Consider the following 19,421-nt stretch of genomic DNA (forward strand, 5'->3'; position numbering starts at 1 on the left):
TCGGCTCCTTAGTTCAATAGGCCGCGAGCTGTCTCGCCGCCTTGAGGATCTTGTCCTTGTTTGGGAGGAAGAATTCCTCCAGCGGCGGACTGTAAGGGACGGGCGTATCCGGCGCGGTGACGCGCAGGACCGGCCCGTCGAGATACTCGAAGACCTCCTCGTTGATGATCGCGGCGATCTCCCCCGCGATGCCGCCCGTGCGCGTGTCCTCGTGCACCACCAGGACCTTCCCGGTCTTCTTCGCCGCATTCAGGATGGCGTCCTTGTCGAGCGGCAGGAGGGATCGCAGGTCGACCACCTCGGTCTCCACCCCCTCCTCGCGCGCCAGCACGTCCGCCGCCTCGAGCGCCTGATAGAGCATGGCGCCATAGGTCAGGATGGCCAGGTCCCGGCCCTCCCGCCGGACGGCGGCGACGCCGATCGGCACGACGTAGTCCTCCTTCGGGAGCTCCTCCTTGATCCGGCGGTAGAGGTATTTGTGCTCCAGGTAGATCACAGGGTCCTCGTCCCGGATGGCCGCCTTGATCAATCCCTTGGCGTCGTACGCCGTGGCCGGGGCGACCACCTTGAGCCCCGGGGTGTGCACGAAATACATTTCCGGGTTCTGCGAGTGGTAGGGTCCGCCGTGCACGCCGCCGCCGCTGGGGCCGCGGATGACCATCGGCACTCCCGCGCCCCAGCGATAGCGGTTCTTGGCGGCGAAGTTGGTGATCTGATCGAAGGCGCAGGAGATGAAATCGATGAACTGCATCTCGGCGATCGGCCGCATGCCCAGAAGCGCCGCGCCGATCGCCGCCCCGACGATCGCCGACTCGGAGATCGGCGTGTCGATGACCCGCGTCTCGCCGAACTTCTCGAGCATCCCTTCCGTCACCTTGAAGGCGCCGCCGTAGATCCCCACGTCCTCTCCCAGGATGAAGACGCGCTGGTCGCTCTCCATCTCCTCCCAGATTCCCTGCCGGATCGCCTCCACGTACGTCGTCAGCGCCACGCTTCGCTCTCCCCCTGCGGCCCGCCGCCCGCTCCCGGGCCGCCCTCATCATAAACCCCCTCCAGGCACTCCTCCGGCTCCGGATACGGCTGGCGCTCCGCCCAGGCCACCGCCTCGTCCAGCTCCGACTCGATGCGCGCCTCCATCTCGGCGAGGGCGGGCCGGTCGACGAGCCCGCGGCGCAGCAGGGCGGACTGGAGCCTCTCGATCGGGTCCTTGCGCCCCCACGCCTCGAACTCGGCCTTCGGGACGTAGCCGGCGTCGTCGTGGGCGGAATGACCGGTCATGCGGAACGTGACGAACTCCAGAAGGCTCGGTCCCTCGCCGCGACGGGCGCGCCCGACCGCCCGGCCGACTCGACCGTACACGGCGAGCAGGTCGTTGCCGTCGGCCGTCTCGCCGGGAATCCCGTAGCCGACCGCACGGTCGGAGACGCGCCCGACCCGCATCTGGCGGGACACGTGCGTCGAGTAGGCATACTGGTTGTTGTTGCAGATGAAGACCACCGGGAGCCTCCGCACCGCGGCGAAGTTCAACCCCTCGTGCCAGTCCCCCCGGCTGGTGGCCCCCTCGCCGAAGAAGCAGAACGACACCTGGTCGGTGCCGCGCATCGCGAAGGTGAGCGCGCACCCGGCCGCGACCGGGATGCTGTCGCCGAGATGCGAGATGAACGCCACGATCCGGTGCCTCAGATCTCCCATGTGCATGTTCCCGTCGCGCCCGCGCGTCAACCCGGTGCTCCGCCCCATGTACTGCGCCAGGATCCTCTCGGGCGGCACGCCCTGCATGAGGAAGACCGCCATGTCGCGGTGCGACGGGGAGACGATGTCGTCGCGATCCTCCCCCTCGCCCCGGCGGATGTGCACCGCCGCGCCGACCGAGATCGCCTCCTGGCCGCGCCCCACGTACACGCCGCCGACGATCTTTCCCTGCCGGTACAGCTTGCGCTCGATGCGGTACTCGAGCGCCCGGGTCAGCTTCATGGAATGGAGCATCCTGAGGAGCAGGGCGTCGTCCGGCGCCGGCATGTCCTCGTCCTCGAGGCGGGAGGCGGGAAGCGTCGTGCCCTCCACACGCGGCACGCCCCGTGGACGTCCCCTTCCCCCCCTTCCGGACCCGGCCGTCAGCTCGGCCCTCATGTCGCCTCGTGATAGACGTCGCGCAGCGTCTCCTCAGGAGGCGGGAACGGGCTCGCCAGCGCTTTCTGCGCCGCCTCCTCCAGCCCGGGCTCGAAGCCTTCGCGGACCGCGCGCAGGCTCGCGCTCGTGGCGTGCCCCTCGTCCACGAGGAACGCCTCGAAACGGTCGAGCGGATCATGCTTCTCCCAGGCCGCGATCAGGGCCTTGGGGACGTAGCGCATGTCGTCGTGCTCCGCGTGGCCGCGGCGCCGGAACGCCCGGCACTCCAGGAGAGTCGGGCCCTTCCCGCGGCGTCCCCGTTCGGCGGCGCGCCGTGTCGCGTCGTACACCGCCAGCACGTCGGTGCCGTCCACGGATTCCGAGGCGACGCCGTACGCCGGGCCCTTCTCCGCGAGGCTCTCGACCGCGTACTGCGCGGGCGTCGGGGTCGAGTAGGCGTAGCCGTTGTTCTCGACCACCAGGATCAGCGGCAGGCTCAGGACCGCCGCCAGGTTCAACCCCTCGTGAAAGTCGCCGGTGGACGTCCCGCCGTCGCCGATGTAGGTCAGCGCCACGCGCGACTCGCCGCGCATCCTGGCCGCCAGGGAGGCCCCCGTCATCACCGGGATGAGGGTCCCCAGGACGCTGATCGGCCCGATGATCGAGCGCTCCAGGTCGTCGAAATGCAGCGTGCCGTCCTTGCCCCCGGTTGGCGCGTCGTGCCGCGCCAGGAATTGCAGGAACAGGGTCAGGGGGGGCACGCCCCGTACCAGGAGCGAGCCGATGTTCCGGATCATCGGCGCCAAAAGGTCGTCGGGGAGGAGGGCGTACGCCGAACCGACCGAGATCGCCTCCTGCCCCAGGCTGCTGTAGAGGCCACCGACGATCTTCCCCTGCCGGTAGAGCGCCGACAGCTTGTCCTCCAGCATCCGGTTCAGGCGCATGAAGGCATGGAGCTCGAGGAGGCGAGCGCGCGACAGCCCGGGGTTCCGCATCGGCGCCCGGGACGGCGGAGCGAGGCGGGCGGCAAGACCCGGGCCGCGCCGGGACGCGGGCGGGCGTTTTCTGCCACTCTTGAGGACGGCGCTCATCGGCCTCCCGGGATCAGAGGTGGATGCCGCGGGCATGCAGGGCGAGGGCGGCCTCCCCCATCGCCTCGGACAGCGTCGGGTGGGCATGGATGGCGTGGAACAGGTCCTCCACAGTCGCCTCAAGGTGGAGCGCCAGTCCTCCTTCGCCGATGAGCTCCGTCGCCTTCGGGCCCACGATGTGGATTCCGAGCAGCTCGTCGTAGCGCTCCTCCCCCACCAGCTTGATGAACCCGTCCTGGGCCAGGACGATGCGTCCCTTGCCGAGCACCGGAAGCGGAAAGCGGCCGGTGCGCACCTTGTGGCCGCGCGCCCGCGCCGCCGCTTCGGTCAGACCGACGCTCGCGACCTCGGGCTCTGAGTAGGTGCAGTTCGGCACCCGGTCGTAGTTGATGGGCGCGGGGTTCTTGCCGGCGATCGCCTCGACCGCCACCAACCCCTCGTGCGAGGCGACGTGGGCCAGCGCCGGCGTCGGCACCAGGTCCCCCACCGCGTACACGGACGGGTCCCCCGTGCGCATCTGGCCGTTCACCTTGACGAAGCCGCGATCGAGCTCCACCTTCGTCACCTCGAGACCCAGGTCGTCCGTCAGGGGGCGGCGGCCGACGGCCACCAGGAGCACGTCGGCCTTCAGGGTCTCCTTCCCCCCCTTCTCCGACTGCACCTGCACCTCGACCCCCCGATCGCCGACCTTGACGCTCTCGACCTTCGTGCCCACGCGGACATCGATGCCGCGCCTCTTGAACGCCTTGTGCAGCTCGGCGGAGGAGTCCTCGTCCTCGATCGGCAGCACCCTCGGAAGCATCTCGACGAGCGTGACGGCGCTGCCGAAGCGCGCGTAGATCGAGGCGAACTCGACCCCGACCGCTCCGGCCCCCAGGATGAGCATCGCCTTCGGGACGAACTCCAGGGCCAGCGCCTCGGTGCTGGTGATGACACGCGTGCCGTCCGCCTTCACGCCGGGAATCATCTTGGGAACGGACCCGGTCGCCAGGATCACGTGCCTGGTGGCGAGGGTCTGCTTCGATCCGTCGCGGGCCGTCACCTCGACCTTCCCCGGCCCCTTCAGGCGCCCGTGTCCCTGGAAGACGGCGACGCCGTTCTTCTTCATGAGGAACTCGACGCCCTTCGCCTGGCGGCGGACCACGTCGGTCTTGTGCTTGTGCACCGCGGCGAGATCGAGCTTGACGTCCCCGGTCTTCACCCCGAAGCGCGCCGCCTCGCGGGCCAACTCGAGGACCTCGGCGCTGTAGAGCAGGGCCTTGGTCGGGATGCACCCGACGTGCAGACAGGTCCCGCCGAGGGCGGCCCCCTTCTCGACGAGGGCCGTCTTCAGGCCGAGCTGGGCGGCCCTGATCGCGGCGACGTAGCCGCCCGGCCCGCTGCCGATGATGGTGACGTCGAAGCTCGCCTGCGAATCGGCCACCTGGAACCTCCCGTGGCGCTCCCCTGCGCCCCGCTGGAACGTGCGAACCGGCCCGGATCGACGGGCATGCCGATGGGGACAGGGCGGATTATAACCACAACGAGGCACCGGCGGCCGGTGCGAGTGTTCGGAGACGCTCCCGGGCGTGACGCCGCGGGCGTTTGATCGGCCCGAGCGGACGCCGGTATAATCCCGTCGTGACCCTTCCGGAATCCCGATCCGCCCCGAGATCCGCATCCGGCGCCAGCGGTTCCCGCTTCCTGTCGCCGCCGCCCGAGGTGCGGATCACCAACGCCTTCGCCGGGGCGTTCGACAACGTCGTGGCGACCGCGCGGACGTGCTACTCCGGCTCGGGGATCGTGCGCGACGAGCAGATCCTGGGGGACCCGCTGGCTCCGCCCGAGGCGCGCGCGGAGCGCGCCCGGCGCCGCGATACGCTGGCGCGCGACCTGTACCAGGCCGGCCACCACACGACGCTCCAGCACGCCCATTTCCAGTTCGCCCTGAGCAACGTCAGCCGGCAGTTCCTCTGGTCGTTCCTGCACAGCCATCCGTTCTACAACTCCGAGCAGGTCAGCCAGCGGTACGTGACGGTCAAGCCCGGCCATTACGCGGTCCCCCCGCTCGCCGGCCGGGCGCTCCAGGTCTACGAGGAGACGGTGGCCCTGCAGCAGCAGGCCTATGAGGACCTCTGCCGTCTCCTGCAGGGTCCCGTGTCGTCCGCCTATTACGCACGCTACCCGGCGCGCCGGCACTATCCGAAGAAGTACGAGAAGGAGGTGCAGAAGAAGGCGCAGGAGGTGGCGCGCTACGTCCTGCCGATCGCCACGTTCGCCTACCTGTACCACACCATCAGCGGGCTGACTCTGCTGCGCTACTACCGCACCTGCCTGGTCCCGGACGCGCCCCTGGAGCAGCGCCTCGTCGTCGGCCGCATGGTGGAGGAGCTGCTCGAGCGCGAGCCGGCCTACGCCGCGATTCTGGAGCAGCCGATCCCGGAGGAGGAGACGGCGGAGCACCGGGCGATGCAGGAGCACGCGGCGCGCGACGACGAGGGCCGGAAGTCGTTCCTCGAAGGGTTCGACCGGCAGCTCGGCGACCGCGTGTCGCTCCTGGTGGACTATCCGGCCCACAACGAGGAGACGCTCGCGCAGTCGGTCCGGGAGGTCCTCGGCGTCGCGCGCGGGCGGCTGGCGGACGACGAGGCGATCGCCCTGGCTCTCGACCCGGCCCGCAACGGCTATCTGGGCGAGGCGCTGAATCTCACGACGCTGTCCAAGCTGTCGCGCGCCCTGGTGCACTGCCATTACACATTCCGCAAGCGCCTGAGCCACACCGCCGACTCGCAGAACCAGCGGCACCGGATGACCCCGGCTTCGCGGCCGATCCTGAACGCGCACCTCACGTCCGAGCCGGACTTCGTGACGCCGATCCTGGTCGGGCAGGACGGGCCGAGCCTGAAGCGCTACCGCGAGGCCATGGAGGCGAGCTGGGACGGGTTCTCCCGCCTCCGCGCGCTCGGCGTGAGCGACGAGTTCGCCGCGTACGTTCTCCCGAACGCCCTGGCCATCCGCTTCACCGAGTCGGCCGGCCTTCTCGACCTGCACCACAAGCACGCCATGCGCCTGTGCTACAACGCCCAGGAGGAGATCTGGCGCGCCTCGCTGGACGAGGCGCTGCAGATCCGCGCGGTGAACCCGCGCATCGGCCGCTACCTGCTGCCGCCCTGCAACATCCGGCAGATGGCGGCATCGCGGCCCATCTGCCCCGAGGGCCGGCGCTACTGCGGCGAGCGCGTCTGGACCTACCGGCTCGAAGACTACCGTCGCGTCATCTGACGGCTGCCCGGGATCCCATGAGCGACGAGCCCGAGGACGCGCCGGACCTGGAGATTCCGCCCGGCCGCGTGGGCGGCCCGTTCGACTTCGAGGCCCTGTTCGGGAACCGCCGCCCCGTCGAGATGGAGATCGGCATCGGCAAGGGCCGGTTCATGCTGGCGCAGGCCGAGGCCCGCCCGGAGGTGAACTTCCTCGGGGTCGAATGGTCGCTGAAGTACCTTCGGGTGGCCCGGGACAGGGCCCGGCGCCGGGGCCTCGGAAACGTCCGCCTGTTCCGCGCCGATGCCCGCCACGTGCTGGCCGCCCTGGTGCCGGACGGCTCGCTCGCGCGGGTGCACGTCTATTGCCCCGATCCCTGGCCGAAGAAGCGGCACCGCAAGCGAAGGCTGTTCACCGAAGAGACCGCCGCGCACCTGGGCCGCGTGCTCGCGGGCGGCGGTTACCTGCATGTGTCGACCGACGTCCTGGAGTATTTCGAGGAGATCACGACCGTCGTGCCGGCGCACTCGGGCCTCAGGAAGGCCGTCGATCCGCTGTTCCCGGACGACGGTACCGAGGGGCGGACGAACTACGAGGCCAAGTACGTGCAGGCGGGACGGACGATTCACCGCGCCGCCTACACGGCTCCGTTCAGGGGACCTCGATGATGATGTCTCCCGACTCCACGCGGACGGGATAGCAGCGCACCTTCATTTCGGAGTCGATGGGGGACTCCCCCGTGCGGACGTCGAAGGTCCAGCCGTGCCATGGACAGGAGACGATCGACTCCCCCTCCAGGTACCCCTCCCCCAGCGGTCCGCCCTGGTGGGGGCAGGTGTTGTCGATGGCGTGCAGCTCCCCCCCCACGTTGAAAATCGCCACCACGTGCTCGTTGACCTGCACGACCTTGCTGCTGCCGGGCGGGATCTCCTCCGCGCGGCCGCAGCGCGCCTTGATCGGCATCATCGTTCCTCAGCGAATCAGATCGTCCTCGATGTTGGTCTTGCCGTAGCGCGCCCCGCAGGCGGCGACGAAGCGGTGGGCCACCTGCGCCAGCGCCCGGCGCACTCCGGAGGTCTTCTCCGGGTCGGTCAGCGGCTCGAGCCGCACGGTGAGGCCGTCGTCCCGATGCGACAGCTGGATGAAGAATTTCTGCGTGTGGCCCGTCTCGACGACCACCATCTCGATGAGGGCCGCGCGCGCCTCCCGCTCCCGGTAGAAGCGCTCCGCCTTGATGATCAGGCCGCCCTCCCGGTGGACGAACGGCTCGAAGCGGCGCTCGGCCACGTCGATGGTGATGTCTCCCTCCAGGACCACGTGCGGCACGCGTGCTTCCTAGGCCGGGCCGGTGGCTCAGGCGAGCTCGGTCCGGACGAACTCCAGGACTTCTTCGGCGTGCTCCCGCACCTTGACCTTGGGGTAGACGCGACGGATGGTGCCGGTGGCGTCGATGACGAACGTGGCCCGGTGGATGCCGAAGAACTCGCGACCGAGAAAGCTCTTCTTGCCGAAGACGCCGTAGGCGGTGGCGACCTCGGCGCTCGGATCGCTCAACAGGAGGAAGGGCAGCCGGTGCTTGCTGGAGAAGGTCTGGTGCGAGTCCGGCGCGTCGCGGCTCACCCCGAGGATGACGGTGTCGTGCGCCTCGTAGTCCCCGTACGCGTCGCGGAAGGCGCAGGCTTCCATGGTGCATCCCGGGGTCGAGTCTTTCGGATAGAAGTAGAGCACGAGGTTCTTCTTGCCGATGAAATCCTTCAGGCCCACGGTCTTGCCCCCGGTCCCCACCAGATTGAAATCGGGAGCCTTCGAGCCCACCTGCGGTAACGCGTCCATCTCCATGCCGCGCCTCCTGACGATTGCCGGGCCCCGTCCGTTTGACGCCCGGACCACGATGATCTCGAGTGGGTGCAATTCTATCACAGCGCCCGCGGGCCACGGAGTCTGTCCGGGTATTCGGCCGGCGCGCCCGCGAATGGCACCGGGCCCGCGCGTCGTTGTGGAGCGGGCCGGCGCTCTGTTAGCATGCGGTGATGAGAGCCCGAAGTCGCCGCCGGCGGGTGCGGCTCGAGCGCGATCCGCTCGGGAGCCTGGCCGTGCCGGCGGACGCCTACTACGGCATCCAGACCCGACGCGCGATGCTCAACTTCCCGATCAGCGGCCGCCGCCTTCCTCCCGTCTTCGTCCGCGCGTACGCCCACATCAAGCACGCGGCCGCGGGCGTAAACGTGTCGCTGGGGCTTCTGGATCGAAGGCGGGGTGCGGCGATCCGCCGGGCGGCGTCCGAGATTCTCGCCGGACGCCACCTGGACCAGATGGTGATCGATGTGTACCAGGCCGGTGCGGGAACGTCCCAGAACATGAACCTGAACGAGGTCCTCGCGAACCGGGCGATCGAGATCCTCGGCGGAGATCGCGGGGACTATTCCGTGGTCCACCCGAACGATCACGTCAACCTGTCGCAGTCCACGAACGACACCTTCCCGTCCGCCTTGCGCATCAGCGTCCTCCTGGCCCTGCCCGGCCTTCTCCGCTCGCTGCGGGCGTGCGAGGCGGAGCTGCGGGCGCTGGAGCGCCGGTTCCACGACACCGTGAAGACGGCGCGCACGCACCTGCAGGACGCGGTGCCGATCACGCTGGGCCGGGAATTCGGCGCCTTCGCCACGATGGTGGACCGCGCCGCCCGCCGCGTCCGGGAGGCCTCGGCACCTCTCTCCCGGCTGAATCTTGGCGGAACGGCGGCGGGGACCGGCCTGAACGCCCACCCGCGCTATGCGAGCCGCGTGGCCCGCGCGCTCTCCCGGCAGACCGGCCTTCGTCTTCTCCCGGCCGGGGACCCGGTGGAGACCGCGATGTCGACCGCCGATTTCGCGGCCTTCTCCGCGGCGCTGCGCGGGGCGGCGATCGACCTGGGAAAGATCGCCTCCGACCTGCGCCTGCTGGCGTCCGGCCCCGTCGCGGGACTGGCGGAAATCCGGCTGCCCGCCGTGCAGCCGGGATCCTCGATGATGCCGGGCAAGGTCAATCCGGTGATGTGCGAGATGCTGAACATGGTCTGCTTCCAGGTGATCGGCTGTGACGAGACGGTCGCCTGGGCCGCCGCGGCCGGGCAGCTCGAGCTGAACGTCATGCTGCCGGTGATCGCCCACAATGTCCTCGAGTCGATCGCCCTCCTGGAGGCGGCGGTCGCGGCGGTCGCGCGGCGCGGACTTCGGGGGATCCGGGCCGACACCGCGCGCTGCCGTTTCTATTTCGAGAGGAGCCCGACCCTGGCGACGGCCCTGGCGCCCGTCCTGGGCTACGCGAAGGCGGCGGAGATGGCGAAGGAGTCCATCCGGACCGGGAAGACGATCGCGACCCTCGCGATCGAGAGCGGCCTGTTGAAGCGGGAGGCCATCCGCCGCGCCCTCGACCCGGATCGCCTGACGCGACCGGGCATTTTGAAGGCCGTGCGGCCGGCGCGTCTCAGGCGCCGCGGGCGCGACGCTTCAGGCTCCGCGCGATCGCGTAGAGACTGATGGCGGTCCACGCCCCTTCGAGCAGGATGAATCCGAACTGGGAGGCATCGACCGCCACGCCGAAGAGGATCGCCCCTCCCACGGCGTTGACGATGTGGTAGGCCAGCGACTCGCGCCCGAGGCGCCCCGCCTGGTGCGCGGCGTAGGCCGCCAGGATCAGAGCCGCCCCGAGAAGCGACGCCACCTGGATCATGGGCGCCTCTCCGCTGCCGCCCGGCCGCCCATCAGGACGCGGCAGGCAGACTGCGCTCCACCTTGGCCTGCTCCTTGAGGCGATCGACGTAGGCGCGGATCCGCGCCTCGCGCCCGCGCGCCAGGAGCCGGGCGCGGATCGCATTCTTGGCGTCCTCGAACGGGATCGGGCCCTCCGGCCGCCTGGACGCGACCTTGATGATGTGCAGGCCGTAGCGCGACTCGATCACGTCGCTGACCATGCCGGGCTCCAGCGAGAACGCCACCTTCTCGATGGCGGGGGGCCCCTTCCCCCTGATGAGGAGCCCCGCGTCGCCGCCCGCGGCGGCCTCGGCCCCCTCGGAATGCCTGCGCGCCAGCTGGGCGAAGTCCTCTCCGGCGCGGAGCTCCTTGAGGATCGCCTCGATCTTCTGGCGGGCGGCGGCCCGCTCCGCCTGCGAGGCCGAGGGGGTGACGCGCACCATGATCTGGCTCAGGCGCACGGCTTCGGGGCGCACCATCTCGGCCGGGTTCTGATCGTAATAGCGCCGGACCTCCTCGTCCGTCACTTCGAGCCCGGACAGGACCTCCCGGTCGACGAAGCGCGTCACGATCAGGGTCCTTCGGAGCTGCTCCTTGATCTCGGCCTCGGTGACCCCGGTCTCCTTCAGGACGTCCGCGAACTCCGAGGCGGACGGGAAGCCGTCCCGCAGGGTCTTGAATTCCGCTTCGATCCGCTCCTCCGGGACCGCGGCATCGGCCTTGGACGCCTTCTGGTACAGAAGCTCGTTCTCGATCAGCTGCTCCAGGACCTTCTCGCGCACCGACTGCAGCTCCTTGAGCCCGTCCCGTCCCGGCCGCCGGCCGCGGAACTGGAGCTGCACGGCCGCCTCGAAGTCGCGCCGCAGGATCGGCCGGCCATTGACCCTGGCGACGGAATCCGCGGGGGCCTCCCCCGCGCCCGGCGCCGCGAGCCCCGGGGCGCAGGCCAGGAGCAGCAGCCCGAGGAGGGCGGGGACGCGCACGGCCCGGGCGCTGCCGAAGAGCAGGGAACGACGGAGAGGGGAAGGCATGGTGTCAGGTCCGGGCCGTGATCTCCTGCTCGTACTTCCTGTACGTGTTGACGCTGATGATCGCCGCGAGCTTTTCGGCCATGTCCTTGAACGCGAGGGCCGGGCCGGACTTCGGATCGTACACGACGACGGGGCGGCCGTCATCGCCCCCCTGCCGCAGCCGGACGTCGAGCGGAATCTCTCCCAGGAACGCCGTCTCGAACTGCTCCGCCACCCGCTTGCCGCCGCCGTGGCTGAAGATCTCGACCCGCTCGCCGCAGTGCGGGCAGCCGAAGTAGGACATGTTCTCGACCACGCCGAGGATCGGCACGTTCACCTTCCGGAACATCGCCGCCGCCTTGCGCACGTCGAGGAGGGCCACGTCCTGCGGGGTCGTAACCAGCACCGCCCCGGTCAGGGGGATGATCTGGGACAGGGTGAGCTGGACGTCGCCGGTGCCGGGCGGCAGGTCGATGAAGAGATAGTCGAGCTTCCCCCACAGCACGTCCCCCAGGAACTGCTTCATGGCGCCGTGCAGCATGGGACCGCGCCAGACGACCGGCTCGTCCTCCTTCAGGAAGAAGGCCATCGACATCATCTTGATGCCGTGGATCGGCACCGGCAGGAGCTTGCGGTCCTGCACCTCGGGCTTCAGCTTCAGGCCCAGCATCTGCGGATCGTTCGGCCCGTAGATGTCGGCGTCCATCAGCCCGACGGCGGCGCCGGCGCGCGCGAAGGCCAGCGCCAGGTTCACGCTCACCGTGGACTTGCCGACTCCCCCCTTCCCCGAGCCGATGGCGACCACGTTCGCCACCTCCGGGATCAGCCCCCCCTCGGTCTCGATACTCCGGCGTACCTTGGCCCCCATCTTGAGGTCGACGGAGGCGACTCCGGGAAGCCGCGACAGGGCGTCCCGGACGTCCTTCTCGATCTGGGCCTTCAGCGGACATCCGGGGGTCGTGAGGTTCACCGTCAGGGAGACCTTGTCCCCATCGACGAGGAGGTTCTCGATCATGCCGAGCGAGACGATGTCGACGTTCAGCTCGGGATCCTTCACCGTCCGGAGGGCGTCCAGGACGATGGCCGGCTCGTTGCGCGGCGCGCTCACGATCGATCCTCCGCGTCCTCGGCGGCGGCGCCGCGCGGCGGCGGCAGCGGCGTCGCGGCCGCCGCTTCAAGGGTACCGGCCCAGGGGCGGGACAGCCCGGTGAGGTCGCGCGTCACCTCTCCCACGCCGAGGACGAGCACCTTGAAGCGATCTCCCATCCCGCCGGGCAGGACCAGGTCCTTGAGAGCCTCCCGTTCCTCGATCGCCTCGACCCGCCGTGCCACGGGGACAGGCACCTGCCCGGGACCGCCGGCCGCGACGGCCGCCGGCACCGCCAGGAAATCGAGCGCTCCCAGCGCGAGAAGGAACCGCGATTGGGTCGTGAGGCCCAGGAGGCGCGCGCCGGCGGTCTCCGCCGCGCGCTTCACGGCGGTGAAATCGACGTGCGCGGTGAGATCCTGCTCTCCGGGCCTCAGGAGAAACTCCTCGTTGACTCGATGCCGGTGATACGCCAGGAGCGTGCCACGAGGGCGCGCCGGGACGTAGAGATCGCGGGCCTCGTATCCATAGTCCACGAGCACCATGTGGCCGCGCTGCAGCAGGCCGGCGGCCCAGGCCACCCAGCAGGGGGCGGCCAGGTTCAGGTCGACCTCCTGACCGTCCTCGAGAGTGATCTCCGAGTCGGCGAGGAATCGTCCCAACGCGTCGCTCGACAGCGGTCCCGTGATTTCCTCCAGCCGACCGTCCCGCGAGGCGACGTGGATCTCCCGCGGCCCGTCCGGCGTGCCCACGACGCGGTGCACCGGAAAAGCGTCCAGGACCTCGTTCGCGAACAGGCATCCGGCGAACTTGGCCCGCGCGTCGAGCTCCGGCTCGGTCAGCCACGAGACCGGGGCTGCACCGCGCCCTCCCAGTCGGGCGCGCTGGCGATCCCTGAGGGCGCGGCTCGGTTCGACCATCAGGTACCGAAGGGCCCGTAGAAACCCGTCGTGCCGCGCCGCTTCCTGCAGGAAATCCCAGGCGAAGTGCCCCTCACCGGGACCGAACTCGACGAACAGGTACGGGTCGGGGCGGCCGGTACGCCGCCACATCTCCTCGGCCTGGCGGGCGATCAGCGCCCCGAAGGCGCGATGCAGGCCGCTGCTCGTGAGATAGTCCCGCCCGCCGCCGCCCCCGAGACCCCGCGTGTAATATCCGTGGGTCGGGTGGTACAGGCACATCTCCATGAACCGGGCGAAGGGGATCGGCCCGCGGCCGGCGATCTCCGCGGCGATTTCAGCCTCGAGGCGGTCACGGGTGTCGGAGGCAGCCATCGCCTAGGAGCCTGTCCGAGTATCGGTACGGGCCGCGCGAGCGGCGGCCCCGGGGAGCGCCTTGCCCCGCCCGGAGCCCGCCTGCTCCTCCACCAGTCGCTGCACCTGCATGATCCCTTCGATCAGGGCCTCGGGGCGCGGCGGGCAGCCGGGAATGTAGACGTCCACGGGAATGATCTCGTCCACCCCCTGAACGACCGGGTAGGATCGGAACATCCCTCCCGATGAGGCGCACGCCCCCATCGCGATGACCCATTTCGGCTCGGGCATCTGGTCGTAGATCCGCTTCACCGCCGGCGCCATCTTCTTGGTGACGGTCCCCGCCACGATCATCATGTCGGCCTGTCGCGGCGAGAAGCGCAGCGCCTCCGCCCCGAAGCGCGCCACGTCGTAGCGCGGCGCCACCATCGCCATCAGCTCGATGGCGCAGCAGGCCAGCCCCATCGGCATCGGCCAGAGCGAGTTCTTGCGGCCCCAGGCGACGTAATCGGCCAGCCGGGTCGTGAGCAGCCACTGGTCCAGGGCGCCCTCCTCGTGCCTCCCGGCGAGGGCGGCGGCCGCGTCGCGGTTCGGGGCGTCGCTCAACGGACCGCGCTCCTCTCCCCGCCCGCGGTCCCGGTCGCGGCCTTCTCCGCTCCGCCAACGAGACGCGACCACTTCCGGATCGAATCCGGACGGATGCCGCCCATTTCGAGCAGCTTCTCCTTGGGGAAGATCATGTCCTCGCGGCTCAGGCCGACCGTCGAGTATTCCCGGGTCAGGAAAATCGCCTGCTCGGGGCAGACCTCCTCGCAATACCCGCACATGATGCAGCGCAGCATGTTGATGTCGAACACCTTCGGTCCCTTCTCGACACCCGTCTCGATCTCCTGCGCCTCGATGTGGATGGCCTTGGGCGGGCAGACGTACTCGCACAGAAAGCACGCGACGCATTTCACGCGCTCGGCCTGGTCGCGCACCAGGGCCGGCAGGCCGCGGTAACGCTCGGGCATCGCCCATGTCTGCTCGGGGTACTGCATCGTCACCTTGCGCCGGAACAGGTGCCGGAAGGTGATCCACATCCCCTTGAGGATCGACGGAAGGTAGGTCAGCTCGAGAAGGGTCGGTCTGCCCGGGCGATTCACCGGCTTGCCGATCAATGGCATCGCACCGCCTCCCGCTCCGCCCGGGCCGCCTCCCGGTGGCGCCTCAGGGCCTCCCGGATCGCCTGCTCCGCCAGGACCGAGCACTGGATTTTCGATGCCGGCAGGCCTCCCAGCGCCTCGACCACATCGTGGTTGGTCAGGCGCGCGGCGTCCTCGACGCTGCGGCCCCGGAGGAGCGTCGTCGCCATGCTGCCCGAGGCGATCGCCGCGGTGCAACCGAAGCTCTTGAAGCGGGCCTCGACCACGATCTCCTTCTCGATCCGGAGGCTGATCCTGAGGACGTCGCCCGTCTCCGGGTCGCCGACCTGGGCCACCGCGGAGGTTCCATGGATCTCGCCGACATGACGCGGGTTCCGGGCGTGGTCCATGACCGTGTCGCTGTACCTGAGCGGTTCATCCATCGGTTCGCCGGCGCCCCCTGGAAGCCTGTCCGAGCATTCGACCGGGCCGCCCGCCCGTCATGGAACCGGTCGGCAGGCGGCCTCATCATCGTAGGGGGGACGGCGATCGCTGTCAAGGCAACGCCTGCGGCGCCTCCGCGGCGATCGCCTCGAGCGCCAGGCGGGCGGTGGCGCGGATCTCGTCCCCCTGCCCCGAATCAGCCGCGCGTTTCAGCGCGGCGCGGGCGGCATCGTCCTTGAGCAGGGCCAGCGCCCGGATGGCATTGAGGCGCGCCGAGGTGTCGACCGGCTCCCCCGCGCCGGACCCGCCCCCCTCGAGGATGCCGATCAGCACCGACTCGCCCGAGCCGTCCCCCAGGCGGGCCAGGGACAGCGCCGCGTTCCAGCGCACGCTCAGGGTCGCGTCGCGCAGGGCCGACCTCAGGGCGTCCGCCCCTTCATGGTCCCCCAGCTCTCCCAGCGCGAAGACGGCCATGGTGCGGACGCCCTCGTCCCGGTCCCCCACCGCCGCCCGAAGATCCGGGAGGGACGACCGGTCGCCGACCTGCATCAGGCCCCAGGCGCAGAAGAGTCGCGTTGCGCCGTCCGGATCCTGCAGCCCCTCCTTGAGGGCCGGGCCCGCGCGCGCGTCGCCGGACCGCCCGAGGGCCAGGGCCAGATAGCGGCGCAGCTTCGGGTCCTCGCCGGCCTCCCGGAAGGCCGCGGCCAGCTCCGGCGCCAGGGCCGCCCCCCCGTCGGCCGTTCCGGAGCGCACCGCGAGGGAGAGGTCGTATCCCGACTGCCAGCGCTTCGGATCGCCGGCCCACGGCAGGAGGAACCGCGACGGGCCCTTCAGGTGCTCGAGCGTCGCCCGCGGGTCGGGATGGCGGGTGCGCAGGACCTGGAGCCCGAAAAAGACGCTGACCAGGACCGCGACGAGACCGAGCGGCACGATGAAAAACTGCAGCACGACCTTCCAATCGCTCTTCTCGTCCCGGTCCGTCGTCATGCGGTCCTCAGGCGGTCCGCGGGCGGCGGTCCACCGCCTCCTGGATGTGGATGTCGAAGGGGCCGTGCTCCGGGTTCCGGCGGAACCCCCGGTGGATCGTGCCGCAGCCGTAGCACAGGGTCGCGTCCCCGAGAGCGACATAGAGCGCGAGGTCGATGATCGTGGCGGCGAGCAGGCTCAATCCCCAGGTCGGGATGCTCAGGGCCGCGGCCACGATGAACACCCAGAGTCCCGTCTTCTTGTTGAAATCCTTCTGCACGTACAGCCGGGCGAGCCCGCAGCGCACGCAGCGGGACAGGAGCCGCGTGTCGAGCCCCGCCCCGGTGGCGTCCAGGTCGTGCGCGCGCCCGCACCCGGGACAGGCGACCCGCGCCAACGGCGCATCCAGCGGATGGACGAGCTCCCGCTCGCAGCCGTCGCAGAGAAACGCCGCGCTCGGCGGCCGGGCGCCCCGCGCGTCCCGCTTCACATCGGTCCCGCGCCGGCCACCGTCAGGTAGCGGGCCAGGAACTCGCCGTACATCACGAAGATCACGGCGATGTAGAGGATCCCCGTCGCCGACTGCGTCGAGCGCATGCGCGCCGTCTCGTGCACCATGAAGGCGAACACCCCCGGCCCCAGAATCCCGAAGAGGATCCTCTGCCAGAAGAAGAATCCCCGATCGATCGCGGCGGCCCTCAGGTACGACCCCATCCCGAGCTCCGATTGCGCGCCGGCGCCGATCAGGCCGGCCGCGAAGAGCACCGCCCGCCCGAGAACCGCCGCGGCGAAGAAGCGGGCGAACACCACCAGGTGCGACACGTCCAGGCGGGTCCGGACCAGGTACCAGTGGCCCAGGAGCATCCCCACGATCACCGAGCCGAGGAGGGCCGAGGCGCAGACCGCGTTGACTCCGAAGGCCCACGACGGTCCCGGGGCGCCCGCACCGGCGCGGCCGTCCGCCGCGACGGTCGCGAGCGCCACGGCCGCGGTCGTCACCAGGAGTCCCCGCGAGGAGCGGCCCCCGCGCAGCGCCAGCAGCGCCGCCACGTAGGCCATCACCAGGACCATGGCGAGGAGGGCCAGGATCGACGCGGCGGACCACACCCCCTGCGAGGAGAACCGGTACGGGGCCGCGAGGCAGAGAAGAAGGAACGCCAGGCTGGCGTTCAGGATGAAGAAGAAGCGTCCGAGCTCGCCGAAGGGAGCGAGCGGGAGCGCCGCCAGGATGCCGGCGGCGGCGCAGGTGAACAGACCGATCGCGATCGCCGCCGCCACGTGCCCGCCCCTCCGGAGCGCGAAAGAATAGCACAGCCCAGGAAGCGCCCCGGAGACTTACCCGCCGATCTGCCACATCTTTCGCGGGAGCCGTTCCTGGTAGTACTGGTGGAGGTCCAGGCACCCGCCCGCCTCCTTGCCGCGAACCGCCGTGCGGAGGGCGAGGGCGATCTCGGAGTCGGTGCCGCCTCCGCGCAGCAGGGCGGCAAGGTCGGTCTCGGTGCGGGAGAAGAGGCAGGTGCGAATCTTGCCGTCGGAGGTCAGCCGGATCCGGTCGCAGTCGCCGCAGAACGGCTCGGTGACCGGGTTGATGAATCCGATGTCCCCTGCGCCTCCGGCGAGGCGGAACACGTTGGCCGGTGACGACGGGCGATCGCGGCCCACCGGCACGAGCGGGTGGATCGCCTCGACGCGACGCCGGACCTCGCTGCCCGGGACCAGACGTTCCGTTTCGAACGGCTCCCCTCCGCCCAGAGGCATCATCTCGATGAAACGCACCTGGTAGGGACGGCGCCACGCCCAGTCGACGAAACGCGGAATCTGGTCGTCGTTGATCCCGCGCAGAAGAACGATGTTGATCTTGATCGGCACGGCGCGGAACCGCTCGAGCTCGACGAGCCCCTCGAGGACCATGTCGAGGCTGTTCCGCCGGCTGACCGCGGCGAACCCGGCCGGATCCAGGGAGTCGATGTGGACGTTGAACCGGCCGACCCCGGCCTGAAGGAGCGGTTCCGCCAGCTCCTTGAGCAGGAGGCCGTTGGTGGTGATCGCCAGGTCTTCGATTCCATCGATCCCCGCGATCCGGCGCGCCAGGACCGGCAGGTCGCGGCGCATCAGCGGCTCCCCTCCGGTCAGCCGGATCTCGCGGACCCCGAGCGTGGCGAGGATGCGCGCCACGCGCTCGATCTCCTCGAAGGTCAGGATGCGGTCCTTCTCGAACCAGGCGATGGGTCCCGCGGGCATGCAGTAGAGGCAGCGCAGGTTGCAGCGATCGGTCACGGAGATGCGCAGGCTGCGGACGACGCGCGCGAAACGGTCGACGAGCGGACCGCGCAGGTCGGGGCTGTCCACGGTGGCCGTCATGCCTGGATTATAGCCGGATCCGTCCCGGGACGCCGTCGTTCATGCCGGCTCCCCGGACGGTTCCGGAGCCTCGCCTTCCGGCACTGCCGGCTCCTTCTTCTTGAAGAGCAGGCGCTCGACCACCCGTCCATGGACGAGATGATCGCGGACGATTTCCGCGACGTCCTGGGGGCCCACGCCGCTGTAGACGACGCCGTCCGGGTAGATGATGACATTCGGACCGTAGCTGCACAGTCCGAAACAGAGACATGGCGTGTCCTTGACGGAGGCCGGCAGGGCCTGACGGACGAACTGCTTGCGGAACTCCTGCCGGATGCGCTCGGAGTGGCGCTCCCCCCCGCAGCGCGGTCCGGTGCAGATCAGGACGTGCAGCTTGAAGGGAAGGTTCACACGATCCTATTCCACTTCCAGAATCGCCTGCAGCTCCAGGCAGGCGTTCTGGGGCAGCTCGGAAACGCCCAGGCTGAGGCGGGTGTGCTTGCCGCGCTCGCCGAACACCTTCACGAACACCTCCGAGGCTCCCTCGATGACGTCGAACGCATCGAGGAACCCCGGCGCCGCCGCGACGTGGCCGACGATCTGGACCACCCGCTTGATCCGATCCAGGTCCTCGACCGACTGCTTGGCGGTCGCGAGGACGCTCAGCCCTGCGAGGCGCGCGGCCTCTTTCCCCTGCTCGACCGTGACCTCGCGTCCGATCTTCCCGGGATACTTGAGGCGGCCGTTCTCCTTCGGGAGCTTGCCCGAGATGAACAGCAGATTGCCGGACCTGACACTCTGGACATAGTTCCCGAGAGGCTTGCCGACCTCCGGGAGGCGGTACCCGAGCGCTTCGAGGCTCTTTTCGACTTCTCCAGGCATCCGAGACCCCTCCTGCCGGCGAGTTGGACGTCGCGCGCTCCCACCGGCGCCCGCGACCAATCGTGCTGCCGCTCATTATTAGCCTTGCGGGGTGCGCTGTCCAGAGATTTCGCGCGACGACGCCCGCGGGAAATTTCCTTTTGACTT

The 19,421-nt window shown here is 69.9% G+C and carries 23 protein-coding genes; 3 read left to right on the top strand and 20 right to left on the bottom strand.

The window, feature by feature from the left end:
* Positions 1–13 precede the first annotated feature (13 nt).
* Genes VGV60_07960 through lpdA form a run of 4 tightly spaced genes read right to left on the bottom strand, consistent with a single transcriptional unit; the run spans position 14 to position 4,623 of the window.
* Complete coding sequence (locus VGV60_07960) at positions 14–991, bottom strand: alpha-ketoacid dehydrogenase subunit beta (protein ID HEV8701189.1); 978 nt, start codon at positions 989–991, stop codon at positions 14–16.
* Complete coding sequence (locus tag VGV60_07965; GenBank protein ID HEV8701190.1) at positions 982–2,073, bottom strand: thiamine pyrophosphate-dependent dehydrogenase E1 component subunit alpha; 1,092 nt, start codon at positions 2,071–2,073, stop codon at positions 982–984. The genes VGV60_07960 and VGV60_07965 overlap by 10 nt, the downstream gene beginning before the upstream one ends.
* Positions 2,074–2,126: 53 nt before the next feature.
* Positions 2,127–3,200, bottom strand: a complete 1,074-nt coding sequence (locus tag VGV60_07970; GenBank protein HEV8701191.1) for a thiamine pyrophosphate-dependent dehydrogenase E1 component subunit alpha — start codon at positions 3,198–3,200, stop codon at positions 2,127–2,129.
* A 13-nt stretch (positions 3,201–3,213) separates the two neighbouring features.
* Positions 3,214–4,623 (bottom strand): dihydrolipoyl dehydrogenase, encoded by a 1,410-nt coding sequence (gene lpdA / locus VGV60_07975; GenBank protein ID HEV8701192.1) that lies wholly within the window; start codon positions 4,621–4,623, stop codon positions 3,214–3,216.
* Positions 4,624–4,820: 197 nt separating this feature from the next.
* On the opposite strand from lpdA, the gene VGV60_07980 reads away from it, so the two are divergent.
* Positions 4,821–6,461: an FAD-dependent thymidylate synthase gene (locus VGV60_07980; protein HEV8701193.1), complete on the top strand. Its 1,641-nt coding sequence runs from the start codon at positions 4,821–4,823 to the stop codon at positions 6,459–6,461.
* A gap of 17 nt (positions 6,462–6,478) precedes the next feature.
* A complete protein-coding gene (gene trmB / locus VGV60_07985) occupies positions 6,479–7,108 on the top strand; it encodes a tRNA (guanosine(46)-N7)-methyltransferase TrmB (protein ID HEV8701194.1) in 630 nt (209 codons plus the stop codon).
* Here trmB and VGV60_07990 read toward each other — a convergent pair.
* From VGV60_07990 to bcp, 3 genes are read right to left on the bottom strand one after another with little or no spacing between them, the layout of a single operon-like run.
* The gene (locus VGV60_07990) at positions 7,092–7,406 is read right to left on the bottom strand and encodes a Rieske (2Fe-2S) protein (GenBank protein ID HEV8701195.1); all 315 of its coding nucleotides are present in this window, start codon (positions 7,404–7,406) and stop codon (positions 7,092–7,094) included. The two genes, trmB and VGV60_07990, sit on opposite strands and share 17 nt — an antisense overlap.
* A 6-nt stretch (positions 7,407–7,412) precedes the next feature.
* The gene (locus tag VGV60_07995; protein HEV8701196.1) at positions 7,413–7,766 is read right to left on the bottom strand and encodes a hypothetical protein; all 354 of its coding nucleotides are present in this window, start codon (positions 7,764–7,766) and stop codon (positions 7,413–7,415) included.
* Positions 7,767–7,793: 27 nt separating this feature from the next.
* A complete protein-coding gene (gene bcp / locus VGV60_08000) occupies positions 7,794–8,273 on the bottom strand; it encodes a thioredoxin-dependent thiol peroxidase (GenBank protein HEV8701197.1) in 480 nt (159 codons plus the stop codon).
* A 197-nt stretch (positions 8,274–8,470) separates the two neighbouring features.
* Between bcp and VGV60_08005 the strand changes: the two genes are divergently transcribed.
* Positions 8,471–9,955, top strand: a complete 1,485-nt coding sequence (locus VGV60_08005; GenBank protein ID HEV8701198.1) for an aspartate ammonia-lyase — start codon at positions 8,471–8,473, stop codon at positions 9,953–9,955.
* On the opposite strand, the gene VGV60_08010 is transcribed toward VGV60_08005, so the two are convergent.
* From VGV60_08010 to VGV60_08070, 13 genes are all read right to left on the bottom strand, one after another.
* A complete protein-coding gene (locus VGV60_08010) occupies positions 9,903–10,148 on the bottom strand; it encodes a hypothetical protein (protein ID HEV8701199.1) in 246 nt (81 codons plus the stop codon). The two genes, VGV60_08005 and VGV60_08010, sit on opposite strands and share 53 nt — an antisense overlap.
* A 31-nt stretch (positions 10,149–10,179) precedes the next feature.
* Positions 10,180–11,199: a peptidylprolyl isomerase gene (locus VGV60_08015; protein ID HEV8701200.1), complete on the bottom strand. Its 1,020-nt coding sequence runs from the start codon at positions 11,197–11,199 to the stop codon at positions 10,180–10,182.
* Positions 11,200–11,203: 4 nt separating this feature from the next.
* A complete protein-coding gene (locus tag VGV60_08020; protein HEV8701201.1) occupies positions 11,204–12,286 on the bottom strand; it encodes an Mrp/NBP35 family ATP-binding protein in 1,083 nt (360 codons plus the stop codon).
* Positions 12,283–13,539 (bottom strand): SAM-dependent methyltransferase, encoded by a 1,257-nt coding sequence (locus VGV60_08025; protein ID HEV8701202.1) that lies wholly within the window; start codon positions 13,537–13,539, stop codon positions 12,283–12,285. Before VGV60_08025 ends, VGV60_08020 begins: the two co-directional genes overlap by 4 nt.
* A gap of 3 nt (positions 13,540–13,542) precedes the next feature.
* Positions 13,543–14,061 carry an NADH-quinone oxidoreductase subunit NuoB gene (gene nuoB / locus VGV60_08030; protein ID HEV8701203.1) on the bottom strand — a complete coding sequence of 173 codons (519 nt, stop codon included), beginning with the start codon at positions 14,059–14,061 and terminating at the stop codon, positions 13,543–13,545.
* Between the two features lie 59 nt (positions 14,062–14,120).
* Positions 14,121–14,684 carry an NADH-quinone oxidoreductase subunit I gene (locus VGV60_08035; protein HEV8701204.1) on the bottom strand — a complete coding sequence of 188 codons (564 nt, stop codon included), beginning with the start codon at positions 14,682–14,684 and terminating at the stop codon, positions 14,121–14,123.
* Positions 14,675–15,085, bottom strand: a complete 411-nt coding sequence (locus VGV60_08040; GenBank protein ID HEV8701205.1) for an iron-sulfur cluster assembly scaffold protein — start codon at positions 15,083–15,085, stop codon at positions 14,675–14,677. Before VGV60_08040 ends, VGV60_08035 begins: the two co-directional genes overlap by 10 nt.
* A gap of 112 nt (positions 15,086–15,197) precedes the next feature.
* The gene (locus VGV60_08045) at positions 15,198–16,073 is read right to left on the bottom strand and encodes a HEAT repeat domain-containing protein (protein ID HEV8701206.1); all 876 of its coding nucleotides are present in this window, start codon (positions 16,071–16,073) and stop codon (positions 15,198–15,200) included.
* A 7-nt stretch (positions 16,074–16,080) separates the two neighbouring features.
* The gene (locus tag VGV60_08050) at positions 16,081–16,542 is read right to left on the bottom strand and encodes a hypothetical protein (GenBank protein HEV8701207.1); all 462 of its coding nucleotides are present in this window, start codon (positions 16,540–16,542) and stop codon (positions 16,081–16,083) included.
* Entirely contained in the window at positions 16,539–17,330 is a 792-nt protein-coding gene (locus VGV60_08055; protein HEV8701208.1) for a hypothetical protein, read from the bottom strand. The genes VGV60_08050 and VGV60_08055 overlap by 4 nt, the downstream gene beginning before the upstream one ends.
* Before the next feature lie 57 nt (positions 17,331–17,387).
* Positions 17,388–18,413 (bottom strand): GTP 3',8-cyclase MoaA, encoded by a 1,026-nt coding sequence (gene moaA / locus VGV60_08060; protein ID HEV8701209.1) that lies wholly within the window; start codon positions 18,411–18,413, stop codon positions 17,388–17,390.
* Between the two features lie 39 nt (positions 18,414–18,452).
* Positions 18,453–18,803 (bottom strand): (2Fe-2S) ferredoxin domain-containing protein, encoded by a 351-nt coding sequence (locus VGV60_08065; protein ID HEV8701210.1) that lies wholly within the window; start codon positions 18,801–18,803, stop codon positions 18,453–18,455.
* 6 nt (positions 18,804–18,809) lie between these two features.
* Complete coding sequence (locus tag VGV60_08070; GenBank protein ID HEV8701211.1) at positions 18,810–19,274, bottom strand: RidA family protein; 465 nt, start codon at positions 19,272–19,274, stop codon at positions 18,810–18,812.
* Between the last annotated feature and the right edge of the window lie 147 nt (positions 19,275–19,421).

The organism is Candidatus Polarisedimenticolia bacterium (assembly GCA_036001465.1).
Classification (GTDB): Bacteria; Acidobacteriota; Polarisedimenticolia; order Gp22-AA2; family Gp22-AA2; genus Gp22-AA3.